This is a genomic window from Microbacterium sp. VKM Ac-2870, from assembly GCF_015350795.1.
Taxonomy (GTDB): Bacteria; Actinomycetota; Actinomycetes; order Actinomycetales; family Microbacteriaceae; genus Microbacterium.
In genome coordinates, this window is the sequence record NZ_JADKSH010000001.1 from 550736 (window position 1) to 572820 (window position 22085).

Sequence of the window (22085 nt, forward strand, 5' to 3'; positions counted from 1 at the left end):
GGTCGCGTGATCATTCGACGCGCTCGGCCTGGCCGAGCCGCCAGTAGCCCATGAAGGCCACCCGTTTGCGATCGACGCCGCATCCCGACACGAGCAGACGACGCAGCGTCTTGACCGTCGCCGCCTCCCCCGCCATCCACGCGTAGAACTCGCCGTCGCCGTCGTCGGGACTGTCCCACAGCAGTTCACGGTCGACATCGATGTCGTCGAGCACCTGCGGTCGCGGTGCCGCGGCGCGCGCCAAGAGAGGCCCCTGACGCTGCGTCCATTCCGTCACCGCCTCGATGAGGACCTCGCCGTGGGGGCGGCCACCGCGCGGGAGACAGACGACTCGACGGTCGGCGCTCGCTGGAGGCAGGGGAAGTTCCGTGTCCGCAACGGTGGGCACCTCGACGAAGGCGTCGACCTCGCACCGGGGGTCGAGTGACTCGAGGATGCCGCCGATCGCGGGCGCAGCGGTCTCATCGCCGGCCAGCAGCAGGCGCCGCGCCGTTCCCGGATGCCAGTCGATGCCGGCACGTGAGTGCGGACTGCGCTCGTCGGGGCCGACGATGATCAGCTCGTCTCCGATGCTCGCGCCCTCGGCCCATGTTCCCGCGGGACCCGCCTCGTGGTGGACGACGAAGTCCACATCGAGTTCGCGGCTGACCGGATCGATGCGGCGCACGGTGTAGGTGCGGAAGGGATTGCGCTCGGCAGAGGGAAGTGCACGCCAACGGTCGTACCAGTCACCGGCGGCATCGTTCTGCCCGAAATCCGCGAAGCCACCGGCGACGTCGTCGAGCGGCAGCACGACTTTGATGCGCTGGTCGAGGCCCGCGGTTCCGAACCACTCCAACTCCGTACCCGTGAAGGTGATCCGAACGTAGTGCGGCGCCAGTCGACGCACCGCTCCCACGCGGACGGTGTACGGGCGATACGCAGGGCGGACCACAGTCGAAGTATCGGGCATTCCCTAAGGGTAGCCTTACCTACTCATGATTGTCACACCGAGGCTCGATCACTCGACGGCGAGGCGCCCGATCCGCTCGACGGCCTCCGTCAGAAGGTCCGGGGAGCAGCCGAAGTTCAGACGGACGTGGCCGGCCCCCTGAGGGCCGAACTCGGGCCCATGGTGCAGCGCGACCTTCGCCTCGTCGAGGATGCGCACGGCCGGGTCGTCGCCCCAGGCGTACGCGCTGAGATCGATCCACGCGAGGTAACCCGCCTGTGGCATCCGGTAGACCGCTCGCGGAAGGTGCGTGGCGAGCAGGTCGGCGAGGAGGCGCCGATTGGTGTCCAGGCGTGCGCGGAGCGCGTCGAGCCAGTCATCCGATTCTCCATCGAAGGCAGCGACGGCGGCGATGGCGCCGAACAGGCCCGTGCGCCACTCGACCTCGGGAGGCAGCGCTGCGACGACGGAGCTGGTCTGGTCGTGAGCGGTGACGATCAGGGCGCATTTGAGCCCGGCCAAGTTGAACGCCTTCGACGCGCTGGTGACGGCGTACCCGACCGCGGCGGACGTCGAGGATGCGGCGAGGAACGGGGTGTACGGCACGTCGTCGGCGGCGAGCGGGGCATGGATCTCGTCGCTGATGACCACGGCGCCGTACCGCGCAGCGATGTCCGCGAGCGCAGCCAGGGTCGCCGCGTCATGGACCGTACCGGTGGGATTGTGCGGGTTGCACAGCAATATCGCTCGTGCCCCGTCCGCCAGCGCCGCATCGATACCCTCGAGATCGAGTCTCCAGCCCGCGCCGGTGTCGACCAGCGGTACCGGCTCCACCCGGCAACCGGCCTCGACGACGCACATTTCGAACGGAGGGTAGACAGGCGGCGTGGTGACGACGCGATCTCCCGGATTCGTCGTGGCGCGCAGGAGCTCGACGACGCCCATCATCACGTCCCCGGTCGTGCGCACGCGCGCGGGTTCGACCGTCCACCCGTAGCGGCGCGCGGCGAAGCCTGCGAAAGCGTCACGCACGCCGAGGTCCTGCGGAGTGTACCCGGTGTCGCCCAGGGAGACGGCTGTGTTCAACGCCTCGGTGATGGCGGGAGCCAGGGCGAAGTCGGTCTCCGCCACGAAGAGCGGCAGGACATCGTCCGGATACGTCCGCCACTTGGTGCTGGAGCGGCGTCGCAGCATGTCGAGAGGCAGGGCATCGAGAGGATGAGTGCTCACCCGTCGAGCCTAGCGAGCCCTTCGCGGGCGCCGCTGATCGAGCGTCACGCGACGTCGATCAGGAGCGTGAGTCAGATCGCGAAGCCGAGCGCACGCATCATGTCGCGCCCGTCGTCGGTGATCCGCTCGGGACCCCACGGCGGCATCCACACCCAGTTGATGCGGAACCGCTCGACGACATCGTCCAATGCCTGGGCGGTCTGCTCCTCGAGCACGTCGGTGAGCGGGCAGCCCGCCGACGTCAGAGTCATGTGGATGACGAGTGCGTCGTTCTCTTCGTCCCAGCTGAGGTCGTAGATGAGCCCGAGGTCGACGACGTTGATCCCGAGCTCGGGATCCATCACATCCTTGAGAGCCTCGGTGACGTCGTCGAACTTCTCGGGACTGAGCGTCGCGGTCATGCCCGAAATCCTATGCCTCGATGACGTCGGTGGGCTCGAGGTAGCGGTCGTACCCCTCGTCCTCGAGACGCTCGGCGAGTTCCGGGCCCCCCTCTTCGGCGACGCGGCCCTTGACGAGCACGTGCACGAAGTCGGGCTGGATGTAGCGGAGGATGCGCGTGTAGTGCGTGATGAGGAGCACACCGAGGTCGGTCGCTTCCTTCGCACGGTTGACACCCTCCGAGACGATCTTCAGCGCATCGACGTCGAGGCCCGAATCGGTCTCGTCGAGCACCGCGATCGCCGGCTTGAGCAGCTCGAGCTGGAGGATCTCGTGACGCTTCTTCTCGCCACCGGAGAAACCCTCGTTGACGTTGCGCGCCGCGAACTTCGGATCCATGCGGAGGTTCTTCATGGCCCCCTTGACGTCCTTGGTCCACGTGCGGATCGCCGGCGCCTCGCCGTCGATCGCCGTCTTGGCCGTGCGGAGGAAGTTCGTGACCGTCACACCGGGGATCTCGACGGGGTACTGCATGGCCAGGAACAGACCGGCCCGAGCGCGCTCGTCGACGGACATCGCGAGCACGTCGCGGCCATCGAGGGTGATCGTTCCGCGCGTGACGGTGTACTTGGGGTGACCGGCGATCGTGTAGGCAAGGGTGGATTTGCCCGACCCGTTGGGGCCCATGATCGCGTGGGTCTCACCGGTGCGGACGGTCAGGTCGACACCGTTGAGGATCGGGGTCTCCCCCGCGTCGGTCTCGACCGTCACGTGGAGGTCGCGGATCTCGAGAACAGCCATGTCAGATACCTTCTTCAGTTCACTTCTTTGAGGACGGCGGGATCGATGAGGACGTCGTCCCCGTCGATCGTGACCGCATACACGGGGACCGGCTCGTAGGCCGGAAGATTCAGGGGGCGTCCGGTGCGGAGGGAGAATGCCGAGCCATGCGCCCAGCATTCGAGGGTCTCCCCCTCCACGAATCCGTCCGACAGCGAGATGTCACCGTGGGTGCACACATCGCCGATCGCGTGCACCTCACCGTTCGAATCGAGGACGACGGCCATCGGCACGCCATCCACCTCGACGCGCACGGCGGTGTCCTGCTGCAGATCGCCGAGACTGAGCACTTTCTGCGCGGTCATTCGCCGTTCTCCCCGGAGGTTTCGCGGTCGAGGGCGAGCTCCTGCTCGATCGCGGCGCTGAGTTCGTCCTGCAGCGCTGGGATGTCGATCTTCTGAACGATCTCGGCGAGGAAACCGAGCACGACCAGGCGACGGGCTTCGTCTTCTGAGATGCCGCGCGCTTGCAGGTAGAAGAGCTGCTCGTCGTCGAAGCGACCGGTCGCGCTGGCGTGGCCGGCGCCGCGGATGTCACCGGTCTCGATCTCGAGGTTGGGAATCGAGTCCGCACGCGCACCGTCGGTCAGCACGAGGTTGCGGTTCGCTTCGTAGGAATCCGTGCCCACGGCATCCGGTCCGATGAGCACGTCACCGATCCAGACGCTTCGCGCCGAGACACCCTGCAGCGCGCTCTTGTAGAGGACGTCGCCGACGGTCTGGGCACCCTTGTGGTGAAGGTAGACCTGGCTCTCCAGGTGCTGACCGGCATCGGAGAAGGACAGGCCGTAGAGCTTGCCGCTCGCGCCGGTGCCGGCAAGTTCCACCGACGGGTTGACCCGCACGACACGACCGCCGAGGCTGACGACCACATGGGTGAGCGACGCGTCGCGGTCGACGCGCGCCTGGTGCGACGCGAGGTGAACGGCATCGTCATCCCAGCGCTGCACCGAGACCACGGTCAGGGCGGCGCCATCGCGCACGATGATCTCGACGTTCTGCGCCTGGTGCGCCGTGCCCTCGTGACGCAGCACGATCGTGCCGCGGGAGTGGGGCTGCGCGTCGATCACGACGTGCGCATGCGCGACGCCGCCGCGGCCGGTCAGCCGCACGACGACCGGCTCGTCGAGCTCGACACCGGCGGGGATGCGGATGAGCGGCGCCTCGTCCTCCTGGGCCCAGGCGATCGCGCTGGCCACATCCTCGGGACGGAACACCTCACCGCGCGGGGCATCGCCCACAGCGAGACGCTTCTGCTCCACCGCCGCGGGAGCGCTGACCTCGACGCCGATGACGTCGTGCGGTGCCCGCTCGTCACGCAGCAGATCCTCGATGAGGTTCAGCGGCGTGTGCTTCCAGTTGACCTCGCGCCCGGTGGGAACACCGAAGTCTGCGGGGTCGAAAGAGGTTAGCCGTTCCGAGCGCGTCTGCACCGGAACACTCGCCGCGCGCAGTGCGGCCGCAGGGTCGATGTGACCCTCCGCCCGGGGACTCGCGCTGGCGGGGGTCTGAGTCGCTGTCGTCATCAGCCGACGGATCCTTCCATGCCCATTTCGATGAGCTTGTTGAGCTCGAGGGCGTATTCCATGGGCAGCTCACGGGCGATCGGCTCGATGAAGCCGCGCACGATCATCGCCATCGCCTCGTCCTCGGGCATGCCGCGGCTCATGAGGTAGAAGAGCTGCTCTTCGCTGACCTTCGAGACGGTGGCTTCGTGGCCCAGTTGAACATCGTCGACGCGGATGTCGATGGCGGGATACGTGTCCGAGCGCGACATCGTGTCGACCAGAAGGGCGTCGCACCGCACGGTGTTGGCGGAGTGGTGCGCCTCCGGCGACACCCGCACCTCACCGCGGTACCCGGCACGACCGCCTCCGCGCGCGATCGACTTCGAGACGATCGACGACTGGGTGTACGGCGCCATGTGAATCATCTTCGCGCCGGCGTCCTGGTGCTGTCCGGGACCGGCGAAGGCGACCGAGAGGGTCTCACCCTTGGCGTGCTCACCCATCAGGTAGATCGAGGGGTACTTCATCGTGACCTTGGAGCCGATGTTGCCGTCGATCCACTCCATCGTCGCGCCCTCGTGGGCGATGGCCCGCTTGGTGACGAGGTTGTACACGTTGTTCGACCAGTTCTGGATCGTCGTGTAGCGGACGCGGGCGTTCTTCTTGACGATGATCTCGACGACGGCCGAGTGCAGCGAGTCGCTCTTGTAGATCGGCGCCGTGCAGCCTTCGATGTAGTGGACGTAGCTGTCCTCGTCGGCGATGATCAGGGTCCGCTCGAACTGGCCCATGTTCTCGGTGTTGATGCGGAAGTACGCCTGCAGCGGGATCTCGACGTGCACGCCCTTCGGGACGTAGACGAACGAGCCACCCGACCAGACGGCCGTGTTCAGCGCGGCGAACTTGTTGTCGCCGGCCGGGATCACGGTGCCGAAGTACTCTTCGAAGAACTCGGGGTGCTCGCGAAGCGCCGTATCGGTGTCCATGAAGATGACGCCCTGCTGCTCCAGGTCCTCGCGGATCTGGTGGTAGACGACCTCGGACTCGTACTGCGCGGCGACACCGGCGACGAGGCGCTGACGCTCCGCCTCGGGGATGCCGAGCTTCTCATACGTGTTGCGGATCTCTTCCGGGAGGTCCTCCCAGGTCTGCGCCTGCTTCTCCGTCGAACGCACGAAGTACTTGATGTTGTCGAAGTCGATGCCGGAGAGGTCTGCACCCCACGTCGGCATGGGCTTGCGCCCGAAAAGCTGGTACCCCTTGAGACGGGTCTTCAGCATCCATTCGGGCTCGCTCTTGAGGGCCGAGATCCCGCGGACGACGTCCTCGTTGATCCCGCGCTGCGCGACGGCGCCTGCGGCGTCCGCGTCGTGCCAACCGAACTCGTAGACTCCCAGTCCCTCGAGTTCGGGACGGTCGATGAGCACATCCGACATGGGGTTTGCCTCCTTCGTGCCCGGCGGTGTCATCCGCTCCGGCATTCCCGCGCCTGCGCCGGTGTCACGATCGGAGTGTCGTGGGCGAAGGTCGGATGCCGCTTTCAGGGCCGTTTTCGTGTCGTTTTCTCCGACGTGGTCTGCGTCGGGGCACACAGGTCGCGCGCCTAGACTGTAGGGGGCGTGACGCGCTTCGCGCGCCGCTGTTCCCACCCCTTGAGTCTACAGGCAACACCCCACCCCGGGCGTGGCCGGCGCCCGATCGGGCGCGCATTCGGAAGGCGACCCACCATGTCCGCGCCGCAGACCTCCACTCCCGACACTCGACACCCCGCGCCGAGCGCCGGCGGCGACCGCCGCTGGCTTTCGCGCCTTCCCGCGCGTGTCGGTCGACCCACGCGCGTGATCGCCTGGCTCGTGCTGATCAGCAACATCGTCATCGTCGGCACCGGAGGGCTCGTGCGCCTCACCGGCTCGGGAATGGGATGCGAGACCTGGCCCTACTGCACCCCCGAGTCGCTGGTTCCCACCCAAGCCCTCGGCATCCACGGTCTCATCGAGTTCGGCAACCGCACACTCACCGGCGTGCTGGTCATCGTGGCGCTCCTGGCGTTCCTGTCGGTGGTGCGCCTGTGGAACACGCGCCCGGAACTGCCGCGGCTCACCCTCGCGGTCGGCATCGGCATTATCGTGCAGGCCATCATCGGCGGCGTCACGGTGTGGCTGCACCTGCACCCGAGCATCGTGGGCGTGCACTACCTGCTCTCCGCCGCGCTGGTCGCGATCTCGGCGGCGTACGTCGTTCGCGTCTACGCGACCCCGGGACCGCGCGAGCGCGTCGTCCCCCACAGCTATGCGACCCTCACCCACGTGACGAGCCTGTTCGTGTTGGTCACGGTGGCCGTCGGCATCCTGCTCACCGGCTCGGGTCCGCACGCCGGCGACGACAAGGCCGCGCGCAACGGACTCGACCCCATCTTCTGGCAGCACGTTCACAGCTGGCCGGCCTACACCCTGTTCGCCCTGACGGTGGTTCTGTTCGCGTGGTCGTTCCGCACGCCGCCAATAGCCCGGCTGCGACGCTGGACGGGCCTGCTTCTGGGGATCGAACTGGTGCAGATCACGGTCGGACTGTGGCAGGCGCGCACCGGTCTTCCGATCGCTCTGGTCAACATCCACATGATGCTCGCCGTCTGCCTCGTAGCGGCCATGACAGCGGTGGTGCTGCACCTGAAGGTCCCGCGTGCCATGCTTGCTGTGGGCGAACGGTCCACAGCAACCTCATAGCCGGCGCATCACCGCTCCCCTGGTGGTTCGCAGATAGTCGATGTGTCGCCGCGCGTGCGGTGACGTGACAGAAGGAGCCCTCTCATGACCCACACCGCCCGTTTGAGCCGCAGCATCCCGTTCTGGGTGCTCGTGGGCGGTTCGGTCGTCGCCATCGGCGGCGGCGTGTACCTGCTCGTGAACAAGCTCACGATCATGGCAGACACCCTCACCGACCAGACCGCCACGGGCGTCGAGGTCTACCCCGGCCAGATCTGGGCCGTCTTCGGCGCTCTTCTCATCGGCGCCGGCCTGGTGGGCCTTGCCCTCGCCCTGACGCTCGGCGCGCTCAGCAGCCTGATCGGTACGAAGGCGCAGCCCGCCGTCGTCGCCGAAGAGCTCGAGGTCGTGGAGGTCGTCGAGCCCGCCGCGGCGCCCGCCGCTCCCGTAGCCGAGACGGTCGCCACCCCGGCGGCCCAGACGACCGAAGACGCAACCGACCGTCCCGCGGTCTGACCCACACCCCGCGTCATACGACGAAGGCGCCGGCTCCCCTGCACGGGGACCGGCGCCTTCGTCGTGTGACGGGAGCGGGCCTTCTCAGAAGGGCAGCAGCGGATCGACGGCGATCGCCACGAACAGCAGCGTCAGGTAGGTGATCGATGCGTGGAAGACGCGCATGGGCCGAATCTGCTCGCCGCGCACCGCACGGTTGTAAAGGACGTGCGACTCGACGATGAACCATCCGCCGAACACGAGAGCGGATGCCGTGTACACGAGCCCCATGCCGGCGACCGGGATGAGCAGAAGCGACGACGCGACGGTGGCCCACGCGTAGAGGATGACCTGCAGGCCGACCTGGAGTCCGTCGCGGGTCGCGCCGAGCATCGGCACATCCGCTTCCTGGTAGTCGCCCTTGTACTTCATGGAGAGCGGCCAGTAGTGCGGCGGCGTCCACAGGAACACGAGCAGGAAGAGGATGAAGGGGGTCCCCGTGAGCGACCCGGTGACAGCCGACCACCCGATGAGAACCGGGAAGCAGCCCGCGATGCCGCCCCACACGATGTTCTGTTCGGTGCGTCGCTTAAGGATGATCGTGTAGATCACGACATAGAAGAAGATCGCCACGGCGCTCAGGGCCGCCGCGAGCCAGTTGGTGGTCACCAGCAACCAGACCGTCGATGCCACGGCGAGGACCCAGGCGAACGTCAAGGCCCCACGCGGCGACACCTCCCCCGTCACGAGGGGGCGGTTCTCGGTGCGACGCATATGCGCGTCGATGTCGCGATCGAGGTACATGTTGAACGTCGCGGCCGATCCGGCACTCATCGCACCGCCGATCACGGTGGCGAGCACGAGCCACAGATTCGGCAGGCCTCCCTGCGCCAGGATCATCACCGGCACCGTCGTCACGAGCAGAAGCTCCAGCACGCGGGGCTTCGTCAGGGCGACATAGGCCCGGACGGTACGCCCCAGAGAAGAACGAGTCGCGGGGTCGGTCACGGCGGACACGCTCGACTGCACCATGCCCCGGATCCCCTTTCTCGGCTGCGCCCAGTCTAGGTCACGTCGAGAACCGCCGGGATTTCGCTGTGCTGCGGCGCGATTCATAGTCCCGGACGACACACCGGGCTCCCACCCCGTCCCTCTTCGCTAAGCTGAAAACACAGGCGCCGCCGAGCGCCGGCCGAACGCGATACGACTTCGTGCGGGCCGGCGCACTATTCGGCCGCACTCCCTCTTTTCGAAAGGGCACCACGTGTCGGAACTGGCTTGGGATGAGATCGATCGGCGCGCGGTGGACACCGCCCGCGTGCTGGCCGCGGATGCTGTGGAGAAGGTCGGCAACGGCCACCCCGGCACCGCGATGAGCCTGGCTCCGGCCGCATACCTGCTGTATCAGCGCGTGCTGCGCCATGATCCGACCGATACGCACTGGTTGGGCCGCGACCGGTTCATTCTTTCGGTGGGGCACTCCTCGCTGACCCAGTACGTCCAGCTCTACCTGGGCGGGTTCGGCCTCGAGCTGTCCGACCTCGAAGCTCTGCGCACGTGGGGCTCGCTCACGCCCGGCCACCCCGAGTACGGCCACACGAAGGGCGTCGAGATCACCACCGGCCCCCTCGGCCAGGGCCTCGCCTCGGCCGTCGGATTCGCCTACGCGGCCCGCTACGAACGCGGCCTGTTCGACCCGCAGGCTCCGGCAGGCACGAGCCCCTTCGACCACTTCGTGTACGTGATCGCCGGCGACGGCGACCTGCAGGAAGGTGTGACCAGCGAAGCATCGAGCCTCGCCGGCCACCAGGAGCTGGGCAACCTGATCGCCATCTACGACTCCAACCAGATCTCGATCGAAGACGACACCAATGTCGCCTTCACCGAGGATGTGGCCGCTCGCTACGCCGCCTACGGCTGGCAGGTGCAGGTGGTCGACTGGAAGAAGTCCGGTGAGTATGTCGAAGACGTCGCGGAGCTCTACGCGGCCATCGAGGCAGCTAAGGGCGAGCCCTCGAAGCCTTCGCTCATCATCTTGAAGACGATCATCGGCTGGCCCTCGCCCGGCAAGCAGAACAGCGGCAAGATCCACGGCTCCGCGCTCGGTGCCGACGAGCTCGCCGCGACCAAGAAGGTGCTCGGCTTCGACCCGCAGCGCTCGTTCGTCGTCGCCGATGATGTCATCGCCCACACTCGCGCCCTGAAGGACCGTGCCGCCGAGGTCCGCCGCGCCTGGGAGGCGGACTTCGACGCCTGGGCCGCCGCCAACCCCGAGCGCAAGGCCCTGCTCGACCGCCTCGAGGCGCACGAGCTGCCCGCCGACCTCTCCGCGCCGGTGTTCGAATCGGGCAAAGAAGTGTCCACCCGTGCCGCCTCGGGACAGGTGATCAACGCCCTCGCCGCTCAGCTGCCCGAGCTGTGGGGCGGGTCGGCTGATCTCGCCGAGTCGAACCTCACCACCATCAAGGACGCGAAGTCGTTCATCCCCGCCGAGTGGTCGACCCACGAGTGGTCGGGAGACCCGTACGGGCGGGTCCTGCACTTCGGCATCCGCGAACACGCCATGGGCTCGATCGTCAACGGCATCAAACTGCACGGTCCCACGCGTCCGTTCGGCGGAACGTTCCTGATCTTCAGCGACTACATGCGTCCCCCGGTGCGCCTGGCGGCCCTGATGGACATCCCGTCGATCTTCGTCTGGACCCACGACTCCGTGGCCCTGGGTGAAGACGGACCGACCCACCAGCCGATCGAGCAGCTCTCGACGCTGCGCCTGATCCCCAACTTCACGGTTCTGCGACCGGCAGACGCCAACGAGACATCTGCCGCGTGGCTGGAGATCATGCGACGCCCCACGGGTAGCCCGGTGGGTATCGCCCTCACCCGCCAGAACATCCCGGTGTTCCCGCGCGGAGAGAACGGCTTCGCATCGACCGACGGCGTCGCCAAGGGCGCGTACACGTTGATCGACGCCGAGAACGGCGAGCCGGACGTCATCCTGATCGCCACCGGCTCCGAGGTTCAGCTGGCTGTCGCCGCACGCGAGACGCTGGCCGCCGAGGGCATCGGGGCGCGCGTCGTCTCGGCGCCGTCGCTGGAGTGGTTCGCCGAGCAGGATGCCGCGTACCGCGAGAGCGTACTCCCGGCCGCTGTGAAGGCGCGGGTGTCGGTGGAGGCCGGATCGACGCCGCTGTGGCGTGCGATCGTCGGCGACACCGGTCGCACGGTGGGCATCGACCACTTCGGCGCTTCGGCCGACTACAAGACCCTGTTCCAGAAGTTCGGCATCACCACCGACGCGGTCGTGGAAGCGGCCCGCGCAACCGTCAAGGAGAACGCATGAGCACCCCCACTTCGGGCTCGACCCCGACCCAGCAGCTCGTCGACGCCGGCGTCAGCATCTGGCTCGACGACCTCTCCCGCGCCCGCATCGCGTCCGGCAACCTCGCCGAGCTGATCGCGTCGCGCAACGTGTCGGGCGTGACGACCAACCCGTCGATCTTCCAGGCCGCCATCGGCAACAAGAACGACGACTCGTACGACGCCCCCCTGGCCGTCCTCGCGTCGTCGGGTGCCGATGTCGACGCGGCGATCTTCGAGCTGACCACCACCGACGTGCGTGACGCCGCCGACATCTTCCGCGGTGTCTTCGACGCTACGGGAGGGGTGGACGGCCGCGTGTCGATCGAGGTCTCCCCCGACCTCGCGCACGACACCGATGCCACGGTCGCCGAGGCCAAGAAGCTCTGGGCGAAGGTCGACCGTCCCAACGCGCTCATCAAGATCCCCGCGACGAAGGCGGGGCTCCCGGCGATCACCGCGGTCATCGCCGAGGGCATCTCGGTCAATGTCACGCTGATCTTCTCGCTGGAGCGCTACGCGGAGGTCATCGACGCCTACCTCGCCGGACTCGAGAAGGCGAAGGCGAACGGCCACGAGCTGTCCGGCATCCACTCGGTCGCCTCGTTCTTCGTCTCGCGCGTGGACACCGAGGTCGACAAGCGTCTATCCGCGTTCGAGAGTGAGGACGCCGAGGCCCTCAAGAGCCGTGCCGGCCTCGCGAATGCACGCCTGGCGTACGAGCTGTTCGAGAAGGCGTTCGCGGAGCCGCGCGCGCAAGAGCTCATCGCCGCCGGTGCGAACGTGCAGCGCCCCCTGTGGGCGTCCACCGGCGTCAAAGACCCGGCTCTTCCCGACACCCTCTACGTGACCGAACTCGTCGCTCCGGGAACGGTGAACACCATGCCCGAGAAGACCCTCGAGGCGACGTTCGACCACGGCGTCGTCACCGGTGACACCGTCACCGGCGCCTACGAGGACGCGCACCTGGTCTTCTCCCAGCTGGCCGACCTGGGTGTGGACATCAACGATGTCACCCAGACCCTCGAAGACGAAGGCGTCGCGAAGTTCATCGCGTCGTGGCAGGACCTCAAGCAGACGGTCGCGGCGGCGCTCGCCGAGGCTCCGGAGACCAGCCGGTGAGTTTCGAGATCCACGTCTCGGGGCACGTCAAGGACGTCGTCGAGAAGACCTTGCCGGGCCTGGTCGACAGCCTCGTCGCGAGTGGCATCACCGCGGGCGACCCCGACCTCTGGGGCCCGGACGCCGCGGCGGAGGCCGCCGTTCGCCTCGGTTGGGTCGATGCGGTCAGCGTCTCACGACCGCTGGTGGCGGAGATCACGGCGCTGCGCGAGCAGTTGGTGGCGCGCGGGCTGACGAGGATCGTTCTGGCCGGCATGGGCGGCTCGTCGCTCGCGCCGGAGGTCATCACGCGGACGGCCGGCGTGCCGCTCGTGATCCTCGATTCGACGGATCCCGCGCAGGTTCTCGCCGCCATCGACGGTGACGCCGAAAGCGGCGGACTCGAACAGACCGTGCTCGTCGTGGCCTCCAAGTCGGGGTCCACGATCGAAACCGACTCCGCTCGTCGTGCGTTCGAAGCAGCGTGGTCGGATCTCGGCATCGATCCGGCCGAGCACATCGTCGTCGTGACCGACCCCGGATCGCCGCTGGAGCAGTCGGCCCGTGACGCCGGCTACCGCGTCTTCACTGCCGATCCCCATGTCGGCGGCCGCTACTCGGCACTGACGGCGTTCGGGCTCGTCCCGTCCGGGTTGGCCGGCGTCGATATCGCCGAGCTCCTGGACGAAGCGGAGGCCACGCTCCTGGAGGTGGCGATCGACGACCCGCGCAATCCCGCCCTCACGCTCGCTGCCGCGATCGCGGGCGGCGAGCCGCGCCGCGACAAGCTGGGTCTCGTGACGGATGGTACGCACATCGTCGGTCTTCCGGACTGGATCGAGCAGCTCGTCGCCGAGTCGACGGGAAAGAACGGCACCGGCATCCTGCCCGTCGTTCTGTTGCCGCTCTCACCCGAGGTCGACCAGACACCCGCCGACCTCCAGATCGTTCGACTCGTGGACGACGCGGTGCACTTCCGGATCATCGAGCAGCACCCGGACGAGATCCTCATCAGCGGATCGCTCGGCGCGCAGTTCGTGGTCTGGGAGTACGCCACCGCCGTCGCCGGCCGCATGCTCGGCATCAATCCGTTCGATCAGCCCGACGTCGAGTCGGCCAAGGTCGCCGCACGCGGCCTGCTCGACGCGCGCCCCGAGGCGGGTCCGCCGGCGTTCACCACCGACGGGGTCGAGGTGCGGGTTTCCGATGCGGCCCTCGCAGCATCGGGCACCCTCGCCGGTGTTCTCGACGCGCTGTGGGCGCGACTCGGACCCGACGGGTACGTCGCGGTGCAGGCGTATGCCGACCGCACCTCGGTCCCGCAGCTGGCCGGCCTTCGCGAGCTCATCGCGGCCGACAGCGGACGCCCGACCACGTTCGGGTGGGGCCCGCGCTTCTTGCACTCGACGGGTCAGTTCCACAAGGGCGGTCCGGCGACCGGAGTGTTCCTGCAGATCATCGGCGGCGGTGAGGTCGATCTGGAAATACCCGGGCGACCCTTCACGTTCGGTCAGTTGGTCACCGCACAAGCGGCCGGCGACGCGGAGGTTCTCGTCGCACACGGACGTCCGGTGGTCACCCTCACCCTGACCGATCCGCAGGTCGAGGTGCTTTCGCTGTTCGAAGCCGCGCAGTAGCCGCGGCCACAAGGAGTCTTTCTCGATGACTGCCGAAATCTCGCGCGACCACAACCCGCTGCGCGACCCCGGTGACCGCCGCCTCAACCGCATCGCCGGGCCCAGCGCCCTCGTGATCTTCGGTGTGACAGGCGACCTGTCCCGCAAGAAACTCATGCCGGCGGTGTACGACCTCGCCAACCGCGGGTTGTTGCCGCCCGGGTTCGCCCTGGTGGGTTTCGCGCGACGCGACTGGGAGGATCAGGACTTCGCGAACGTCGTCCACGACGCGGTCCGCCAGTACGCGCGCACCCCGTTTCGCGAAGAGACCTGGAAGCAGCTGCTGCAGGGCATCCGCTTCGTTTCCGGCGAGTTCGGCGACGATGACGCGTTCCGGCGCTTGCGCGAGACGGTCGAGAAGCTGGACGTCGAGCGGGGCACGATGGGAAACCACGCGTTCTACCTGTCGATCCCACCCCGTGACTTCCCGATCGTCGCCAAACAGCTGAAGGAGTCCGGACTGGTCGACGACAAGTCGAACAACCCGGATGCGTGGCGACGCGTCGTCATCGAGAAGCCGTTCGGCAGCGATCTGCAGACCGCGCGCGAGTTGAACGCCACTCTCGAGGTCGCCTTCCCCGCCGATTCGATCTTCCGCATCGACCACTACCTCGGCAAAGAGACGGTGCAGAACATCCTGGCGCTGCGCTTCGCAAACGAGCTCTTTGAGCCCCTGTGGAACGCGAACTACGTCGACCACGTGCAGATCACGATGGCCGAGGACATCGGCGTCGGCGGCCGCGCAGGCTACTACGACGGCATCGGCGCGGCGCGCGACGTCATCCAGAACCACCTGCTGCAGCTGCTCGCGCTGACGGCGATGGAAGAGCCCATCTCGATGGACGCGACCGACCTTCGCGCCGAGAAGGAGAAGGTCCTCGCCGCCGTACGCCTGCCCGCCGATCTGTCCCACGCCACGGCGCGCGGCCAGTATGGAGGCGGCTGGCAGGGTGGCGAGAAGGTCACCGGCTTCCTCGAAGAAGACGGTATGAACCCCTCGTCGACCACCGAGACCTACGCGGCCATCAAGCTGGAGATCGCGACACGACGCTGGGCAGGGGTGCCGTTCTACCTGCGCACCGGCAAGCGTCTCGGGCGCCGCGTCACCGAGATCGCCGTGGTGTTCAAGCGGGCACCGCAGCTTCTCTTTCAGCGCAATCAGACCCTCGAGCTGGGCCAGAACGCACTCGTCATCCGGGTACAGCCCGACGAGGGCGTGACCATCCGGTTCGGCTCCAAGGTGCCCGGTGCCGGCAACGAGGTGCGCGACGTCACGATGGACTTCGGCTACGGCCACGCGTTCACGGAGTCGAGTCCCGAGGCCTACGAGCGCCTCATCCTGGACGTTCTCCTGGGCGACCCGCCGCTGTTCCCGCGCCACGAAGAAGTCGAGCTCTCCTGGAAGATCCTCGACCCGGTGGAGCAGTACTGGGCGGCGCAGGACAGCCCCCTCGAGCAGTACTCCCCCGGCTCATGGGGACCCCCATCCGCCGACGAACTTCTGGCCCGCGACGGCCGCGTCTGGAGGCGTCCATGATCGTCGACCTGCCCGACACCACGGTGTCCAAGATCGCCCGTTCTCTCGTCAGCGTGCGCGAGGAGGGCGGCGCGGTCGCCCTCGGCCGCGTGCTGACGCTGGTCATCGTGACCACGCACGGCCTGCATGAGGAAGCGATCGAGGCTGCAAACGACGCGTCCCGTGAACACCCCATGCGCGTCATCGTGCTCATTGCGAACCCCGAGGGCGAGGCGAAGCTCGACGCGCAGATCCGCGTGGGCGGGGATGCCGGTGCCAGCGAGGTCGTGGTGCTGCGCGCTCAGGGCGATGTCGCCAGCAACCAGGAGGGCCTCGTCACGGGTCTGCTGCTTCCCGACGCTCCCGTCGTGGCGTGGTGGCCGGACTTCCCGCCGGCACGGCCCGCGGCATCCGACATCGGCCGTATGGCTCAGCGGCGCATCACCGACGCCTCGACGAAGCCCTACGCGAAGGACCGCCTCTCCAGCCTCGGCCCGTCGTATGCACCGGGTGACACCGATCTGGCGTGGACCCGCCTCACCCACTGGCGTGAGCAGCTCGCTGCCGTGCTCGACCAGCCGCCCTACGAGCCTGTCACGGCCGTCGAGGTCGTGGGCGCGGGCAGCTCACCGTCGACGGGGCTGCTCGCCGCGTGGCTGCGCTTGAAGCTCGAGGTGCCCGTGCAGTGGCGCTATTCCGCGCCGGAAGAGTGGGAGCACGGCATCCAGAAGGTGCGTCTCGTGCGCCCCGGCGGCGACATCGTCCTCGAGCGTACGAACGACATCGACGCCACCCTCACGCAGCCCGGACAGCCCTCGCACGACATCGTGCTGCCGCGACGGACCTTGCGCGAATGCCTCGCGGAGGAGCTGCGCAGGCTCGATCCTGACCTCCTGTATGGTCGAGTGATCACGGAAGGCTGGGAGCTACTGGGGCCCCCGACCGTGACCGAGGTCTAGGAGATCCGATGGCGCAGATGTGGACCGAAAAGCGCGTTGTGATCAGCCCCGACGCCCCGACGCTGGCGGCTGCCGTCGCCGATCGACTGCTGTCACGGCTCGCGCGGCGAACCTCCGCGGGAAAGACCACGCATATCGCTCTGGCCGGCGGCCAGATCGGCACGGCCGTGCTGCGCGCGGCCGGCGCGAGCGCGCAGCGCGCGGAAGTCGACTGGTCGCGGGTCCACCTCTGGTGGGGCGATGAGGTGTTCGCCTCCCGCAGCGATGCGGAACGGCATGAGCGCGCGGCCCGCGAGGCCCTGATCGAGCGGGTCGCCATCCCTGCCGAGAACGTCCACGCGATCCCCGGAAGCGACGACGTCGACGACCCGGATGCCGCAGCCTTGGCGTACGCGAGCGAACTCGCGGACTACGGCAACGAGGAGCAGCCCTGGCCGGAGTTCTATGTCTGCTTCCTCGGCGTCGGGTCCGACGGCCACGTCGCATCGCTCTTTCCCGACCGCGCCGAGATCCAAGTCACCGACCGTGCGGTCGTCGCGGTTCGGGAGGCGCCGAAGCCGCCGGCGGTGCGGGTGACGCTGACGCGTCCGGTGATCAACTCAGCACGCTGCGTGTGGCTCGTGGTCTCCGGTACCGACAAAGCCGCCGCTCTGGGGCTCGCCCTTGCCGGCGCCAGCTATGAGACCGTGCCGGCTGCAGGAGCGAAAGGTCGCAAGAAGACGATGCTCTTCGTCGATGAAGCTGCCGCGGCGAACGTTCCCGGCGAACTCATCGATCAGGACTTCTGACGCCGCGAGGCGCGCCGGTCAGGCTTGGCCGCGACGGTCGCGCAACTGCTGCAATGCGTCGTCGAGGAGGGCGTCGGCCTCTTCCTCGGTGCGACGCTCCTTGACGTACGCGAGGTGCGTCTTGTACGGCTCCGACTTGGCGAGCGCCGGCGGGTTCTCCTTGTCGCGTCCGGCAGGCAGGCCGGAGTGCGGAGAGTCGATGGTCTCGGGAATCTCGTCCTCGGTGATGCCGGCGGCGAAGTAGCGCACGGTCTCATTGCCGAGTGCGTCCCAATACGACACCGAGACGCGGTCTGCGTGGTGTCCGTGATCCTGCTCGCCCATCGGACCGGCACCCACTCGGGTGCCACGAATCGCGTTGCCGCCGGTTGCCATTAGAGCCCCTGGAATTTTGTGATGAGTCCGAGGGCGACGATGGCCACGAACCAGACGAGTGCGAGAACCACGGTGAAGCGGTTGAGGTTGCGTTCGGCAAGCCCCGACGAGCCGAGCGCCGAGCTCATGCCGCCGCCGAACATGTCGGACAGGCCGCCGCCGCGCCCCTTGTGCAGCAGGATCAGCAAGGTCAGCAGAAGGCTGGTGATGCCTAGCAGCACCTGCAGCACGAACTCGAGGATGTCCACAGTCGATGAAGCCTTTCGCGGCGCCCGCGTCGTCGGGCGCACAGAGGTCGAGTATACCGGCACGTGCACGTTCGACTCGATTCCGCGACACTCGCTCAACGACCGGAGGGTCTCCCCCGGTCGTTGAGCAAGCGAAGCGAGTCGAAAGCGCGGGCGTCAGACGCCGACGTGCTTCTGGTAGCGGATGATCGCCGCGAACTCGTCGGCGACGAGACTCGCTCCCCCGACCAGCGCGCCGTCAACGTCCGGCTCCCGCAGGAAGCTCGCGACGTTGCCCGACTTGACCGAGCCGCCGTACAGCACGCGCGTGCGCGCCGCCGCATCGGCACCGAGTTTGTCGGCGATGACCTCACGCAGCGCGACGCACACTTCCTGCGCCTGCTCCGGAGACGCCACCTGACCGGTGCCGATCGCCCACACCGGTTCGTAGGCCACGACGATGTCCGCATCGGCGGGCACACCCTCCAGGGCGGCCTGCAGCTGCGCCACCGCGACGGCGGTGGGTCCCGACGCCTCGCGCTGCTCCAGCGTCTCGCCGACGCAGATCACAGGAACCAGCTCGTGCTTCAGTGCCGCTTGCACCTTGGCGGCGACGATCTCGTCGCTCTCGTGGTGGTACTCACGACGTTCCGAGTGTCCGATGAGGACGTATCGGCAGGCCAGCTTGGCCAGGAAGGCCCCGGAGATCTCACCGGTGTAGGCGCCCGAGTCGTGCGTCGACAGGTCCTGCGCGCCGAGCGCGAAGGGGATCTTGTCGGCGTCGAGCAGCGTCTGGACCGTGCGCAGGTCGGTGAAGGGCGGGAAGACCGCCACCTCCACCGAACCGGCCTCGTGGCCGGCATCCTTCAACGTCCAGTGCAGCTTCTGCACGAACGCGACCGCCTGCAGGTGGTCGAGGTTCATCTTCCAGTTGCCGGCGATGAGCGGGGTGCGCGCCATCAGCTCTCCCATCCGAGAATTTCCAGCCCGGGGAGCTTCTTGCCCTCCAGGAACTCCAGGCTCGCTCCACCGCCGGTGGAGATGTGGCCGAACTGATCATCGGTGAAGCCGAGCTGACGCACGGCCGCAGCCGAGTCACCGCCGCCCACGACCGACAGACCGTCCACCTCGGTGAGAGCCTTCGCCACCGCTTTGGTGCCCGCGGCGAACGCCGGCATCTCGAACACGCCCATCGGGCCGTTCCAGAACACGGTCTTGGCCCCTCGGATCGCCGCGGCGAAGATCTCCGCCGTCTGCGGACCGATGTCCAGGCCCATGCCGTCGGCACCGTAGGGGGTGTCTTCCAGCGCGTCCGCCGCGGCGACGACGTGGTCGGCGTCGGCAGCGAACCCGGATGCCATGACGGCATCCACCGGCAGGATCAGCTCGACGCCGCGGGCTGCGGCATCGGTGATGTACCCCTTGACCGTCTCGATCTGATCGGCCTCGAGCAGGCTCTTGCCGACCGGGTGACCCTGGGCGGCGAGGAACGTGAACAGCATCCCTCCGCCGACGAGGATCTTGTCGGCGCGCGGCAACAGGTGAGCGATGACGCCCAGCTTGTCGCTGACCTTCGATCCGCCCAGCACGACCGCGTACGGACGCTCCGGGGTCTCGGTCAGGCGGTCGAGGACGTCGACCTCCTTCTCGATCAGGTAGCCGGCGGCCGAAGGCAACAGCTCGGCGAGGTCGTACACCGAGGCCTGCTTGCGGTGGACGACGCCGAACCCGTCGGAGACGAGGGCGTCGCCCAGGGCAGCCAGTTCCTCGGCGAAGGCCCGGCGCTGCGCGTCATCTTTCGCCGTCTCGCCGGGGTTGAACCGGAGGTTCTCGATGACCGTGACGTCGCCGTCTTCGAGGGCGGCGACCGCCTCCTGGGCTGAGGTGCCCACCGTGTCACGCGCGAACACGACCGGCTTGCCGAGCAGCTCGGACAGGCGCTGGGCGACGGGCTCGAGGCTGTACTTCGGGTCGGGGGCCCCGTCGGGGCGCCCGAGGTGGGAGCACGCGATGACGCGTGCGCCCTGGTTGATGAGCTCGTTGAGGGTCGGAAGAGCTGCCCGGATACGGCCATCGTCCGTGATGACGCCGTCCTTTAGGGGGACGTTGAAGTCAACACGGACGATGACACGCTTACCGGCCAGCGACCCCAGAGATGCGAGGGTGCGCAAAGCCATGGTGAAACCTCAGAGCTTGTCGGCGACGAGCTCGGTGAGGTCGACGAGGCGGTTCGAGTAGCCCCACTCGTTGTCGTACCACGACGACACCTTCACGAGGTTGCCCGAGACATTGGTCAGGCCCGCGTCGAAGACCGACGAGTGCGGGTCGAGCTGGATGTCGCTCGAGACGATCGCGTCCTCGTTGTACTTGAGGTAACCGACGAGCTCGCCCTCCTCCGCAGCCTTCTTGTAGGCGGCGTTGATGACCTCGGCCGTCAGGCCCTCGGTCGGGGTGACGATGGTCAGGTCGACGATCGAGCCGGTGGGAACCGGAACGCGGTACGACGAGCCGCTCAGCTTGCCCTTGAGCTCGGGCAGCACCAGGCCGATGGCCTTCGCAGCACCGGTGGAAGCCGGAACGATGTTGATCGCCGCGGCGCGCGCGCGGTGCAGGTCGCTGTGCGGGCCGTCCTGCAGGTTCTGGTCGGCGGTGTAGGCGTGAGCGGTCATCATGAAGCCACGCTCGATGCCGAAGTTGTCGTTGAAGACCTTCGCCAGCGGAGCCAGGCAGTTCGTGGTGCACGACGCGTTGGAGATGATGTTCATCGTCGCCGAGTCGTACTCGCCGTCGTTGACACCCATGACGAACGTGCCGTCGACGTCGGTGCCGGGGGCCGAGATGATGACCTTCTTCGCGCCACCCTCGATGTGCTTCTTCGCGTCGACCGCCTTGGTGAAGCGGCCGGTCGACTCGATGACGATGTCGACGCCGAGCTCGCCCCAGGGCAGGTTCGCCGGGTCACGCTCTTCGAAGACCTTGATGGCCTTGCCGTTGACGGTGATGGAGTCCTCGTCGTACGAGACCTCCGCGTCGAGGCGTCCGCCGACGGAGTCGTACTTCAGCAGGTGGGCGAGGGTCTTGTTGTCGGTGAGGTCGTTCACCGCCACGATGTCGAGGTCAGCCCCCTGCTCCAGCGCGGCGCGGAGGAAGTTGCGGCCGATACGGCCGAAGCCGTTGATTCCGATCTTGACAGACACGTTGTCTCCCGTTTCATGTCACGACGACGACGGCGTTTCGCCGCGCCCAGTCGCGAACTCTGTGTGTGAAGGAAAAAGGATGCCGGGTCACCTCCCGTCGCCGGGAGGGACCCGGCATCCTCACCTGGTCTTGAGACTACTACTTGAGCAGTCCCGTCGTCTTCTCGCGCGCCGTCGAAAAGCGCTCGGCGACGTTGCCCCAGTTGGCGATGTTCCAGACGGCCTTGACGTAGTCGGCCTTGACATTGAGGTAGTCGAGGTAGAACGCGTGCTCCCACATGTCCAGCTGGAAGATCGGGACGGTGCCCTGTGCCGTGTTGGACTGCTGGTCGAAGAGCTGCTGGATGATCAGCTGCTCACCGATCGGGTCCCAGCTGAGCACGGCCCAACCCGAACCTTGGATGCCGGTCGCAGCCGCCGTGAAGTGCGCCTGGAACTTGTCGAAACCGCCGAAGAACTCGTCGATCGCGGCCTTCAGTTCACCCTCGGGCTGGCCGCCGCCGCCGTCGGTGGCGGGTGCGAGGTTGGTCCAGAAGATCGAGTGGTTGACGTGACCGCCGAGGTTGAACGCAAGGTCCTTCTCGAGCTTGTTCACGTTTGCGAGGTTGCCGGTCTCACGGGCCTCGGCGAGCTGCTCGAGAGCGGTGTTGGCACCCGTCACGTAGGCCTGGTGGTGCTTGTCGTGGTGGAGCTGCATGATCTTGCCGCTGATGTGCGGTTCGAGAGCCGAGAAATCGTAGGGGAGTTCGGGCAGCGTGTAGATCGCCATGTTCTCTTCTTCCTGTCGTCGGCGCCGCAAC

22 protein-coding genes are annotated in these 22085 nt (G+C 67.5%); 8 read left to right on the plus strand and 14 right to left on the minus strand.

Annotation, left to right across the window (positions count from 1 at the left end):
- Positions 1-10: 10 nt before the first annotated feature.
- From ITJ43_RS02695 to sufB, 7 genes are all read right to left on the minus strand, one after another.
- On the minus strand, positions 11-952 hold the full coding sequence (locus tag ITJ43_RS02695) for a siderophore-interacting protein (RefSeq protein ID WP_194581890.1): 942 nt from the start codon (positions 950-952) through the stop codon (positions 11-13).
- Between the two features lie 48 nt (positions 953-1000).
- The gene (locus tag ITJ43_RS02700; RefSeq protein ID WP_194581892.1) at positions 1001-2161 is read right to left on the minus strand and encodes a MalY/PatB family protein; all 1161 of its coding nucleotides are present in this window, start codon (positions 2159-2161) and stop codon (positions 1001-1003) included.
- 71 nt (positions 2162-2232) lie between these two features.
- Complete coding sequence (locus ITJ43_RS02705; protein ID WP_194581894.1) at positions 2233-2562, minus strand: metal-sulfur cluster assembly factor; 330 nt, start codon at positions 2560-2562, stop codon at positions 2233-2235.
- A 10-nt stretch (positions 2563-2572) separates the two neighbouring features.
- Positions 2573-3343 carry a Fe-S cluster assembly ATPase SufC gene (sufC, locus tag ITJ43_RS02710; protein ID WP_194581896.1) on the minus strand — a complete coding sequence of 257 codons (771 nt, stop codon included), beginning with the start codon at positions 3341-3343 and terminating at the stop codon, positions 2573-2575.
- 14 nt (positions 3344-3357) lie between these two features.
- Positions 3358-3687 carry a non-heme iron oxygenase ferredoxin subunit gene (locus ITJ43_RS02715; RefSeq protein WP_194581897.1) on the minus strand — a complete coding sequence of 110 codons (330 nt, stop codon included), beginning with the start codon at positions 3685-3687 and terminating at the stop codon, positions 3358-3360.
- Entirely contained in the window at positions 3684-4907 is a 1224-nt protein-coding gene (gene sufD / locus ITJ43_RS02720; RefSeq protein ID WP_194581898.1) for a Fe-S cluster assembly protein SufD, read from the minus strand. The genes ITJ43_RS02715 and sufD overlap by 4 nt, the downstream gene beginning before the upstream one ends.
- Entirely contained in the window at positions 4907-6325 is a 1419-nt protein-coding gene (gene sufB, locus ITJ43_RS02725) for a Fe-S cluster assembly protein SufB (RefSeq protein ID WP_194581899.1), read from the minus strand. Before sufB ends, sufD begins: the two co-directional genes overlap by 1 nt.
- A 291-nt stretch (positions 6326-6616) precedes the next feature.
- Here sufB and ITJ43_RS02730 point away from each other — a divergent pair, with 291 nt between their 5' ends.
- Positions 6617-7612, plus strand: coding sequence for a COX15/CtaA family protein (locus ITJ43_RS02730; protein WP_194581900.1), 996 nt, complete (start codon positions 6617-6619; stop codon positions 7610-7612).
- Positions 7613-7696: 84 nt separating this feature from the next.
- The gene (locus tag ITJ43_RS02735) at positions 7697-8107 is read left to right on the plus strand and encodes a dinucleotide-utilizing enzyme (protein ID WP_194581901.1); all 411 of its coding nucleotides are present in this window, start codon (positions 7697-7699) and stop codon (positions 8105-8107) included.
- 84 nt (positions 8108-8191) lie between these two features.
- On the opposite strand, the gene ITJ43_RS02740 is transcribed toward ITJ43_RS02735, so the two are convergent.
- A complete protein-coding gene (locus tag ITJ43_RS02740) occupies positions 8192-9118 on the minus strand; it encodes a heme o synthase (protein WP_194581903.1) in 927 nt (308 codons plus the stop codon).
- Between the two features lie 232 nt (positions 9119-9350).
- On the opposite strand from ITJ43_RS02740, the gene tkt reads away from it, so the two are divergent.
- From tkt to pgl, 6 genes are read left to right on the plus strand one after another with little or no spacing between them, the layout of a single operon-like run.
- A complete protein-coding gene (gene tkt / locus ITJ43_RS02745) occupies positions 9351-11429 on the plus strand; it encodes a transketolase (protein ID WP_194581905.1) in 2079 nt (692 codons plus the stop codon).
- Complete coding sequence (gene tal, locus ITJ43_RS02750) at positions 11426-12568, plus strand: transaldolase (RefSeq protein WP_194581907.1); 1143 nt, start codon at positions 11426-11428, stop codon at positions 12566-12568. The genes tkt and tal overlap by 4 nt, the downstream gene beginning before the upstream one ends.
- On the plus strand, positions 12565-14184 hold the full coding sequence (locus ITJ43_RS02755) for a glucose-6-phosphate isomerase (protein ID WP_194581909.1): 1620 nt from the start codon (positions 12565-12567) through the stop codon (positions 14182-14184). Before tal ends, ITJ43_RS02755 begins: the two co-directional genes overlap by 4 nt.
- A 25-nt stretch (positions 14185-14209) precedes the next feature.
- Positions 14210-15760 (plus strand): glucose-6-phosphate dehydrogenase, encoded by a 1551-nt coding sequence (gene zwf / locus ITJ43_RS02760; protein ID WP_194581911.1) that lies wholly within the window; start codon positions 14210-14212, stop codon positions 15758-15760.
- Entirely contained in the window at positions 15757-16698 is a 942-nt protein-coding gene (locus ITJ43_RS02765; protein ID WP_194581913.1) for a glucose-6-phosphate dehydrogenase assembly protein OpcA, read from the plus strand. Before zwf ends, ITJ43_RS02765 begins: the two co-directional genes overlap by 4 nt.
- A gap of 8 nt (positions 16699-16706) precedes the next feature.
- Positions 16707-17486, plus strand: a complete 780-nt coding sequence (gene pgl, locus ITJ43_RS02770) for a 6-phosphogluconolactonase (protein WP_194581915.1) — start codon at positions 16707-16709, stop codon at positions 17484-17486.
- A gap of 18 nt (positions 17487-17504) precedes the next feature.
- On the opposite strand, the gene ITJ43_RS02775 is transcribed toward pgl, so the two are convergent.
- From ITJ43_RS02775 to ITJ43_RS02800, 6 genes are all read right to left on the minus strand, one after another.
- Entirely contained in the window at positions 17505-17861 is a 357-nt protein-coding gene (locus ITJ43_RS02775) for an RNA polymerase-binding protein RbpA (protein WP_194581917.1), read from the minus strand.
- A complete protein-coding gene (secG, locus tag ITJ43_RS02780; protein ID WP_060958704.1) occupies positions 17861-18109 on the minus strand; it encodes a preprotein translocase subunit SecG in 249 nt (82 codons plus the stop codon). Before secG ends, ITJ43_RS02775 begins: the two co-directional genes overlap by 1 nt.
- A 156-nt stretch (positions 18110-18265) precedes the next feature.
- Positions 18266-19048, minus strand: a complete 783-nt coding sequence (gene tpiA, locus ITJ43_RS02785) for a triose-phosphate isomerase (protein WP_228495284.1) — start codon at positions 19046-19048, stop codon at positions 18266-18268.
- A complete protein-coding gene (locus tag ITJ43_RS02790) occupies positions 19048-20265 on the minus strand; it encodes a phosphoglycerate kinase (RefSeq protein ID WP_194581921.1) in 1218 nt (405 codons plus the stop codon). The genes tpiA and ITJ43_RS02790 overlap by 1 nt, the downstream gene beginning before the upstream one ends.
- Positions 20266-20274: 9 nt before the next feature.
- Positions 20275-21285 (minus strand): type I glyceraldehyde-3-phosphate dehydrogenase, encoded by a 1011-nt coding sequence (gene gap / locus ITJ43_RS02795; RefSeq protein WP_194581929.1) that lies wholly within the window; start codon positions 21283-21285, stop codon positions 20275-20277.
- 139 nt (positions 21286-21424) lie between these two features.
- Positions 21425-22054 (minus strand): superoxide dismutase, encoded by a 630-nt coding sequence (locus ITJ43_RS02800; protein ID WP_194582441.1) that lies wholly within the window; start codon positions 22052-22054, stop codon positions 21425-21427.
- Positions 22055-22085: the final 31 nt, after the last annotated feature.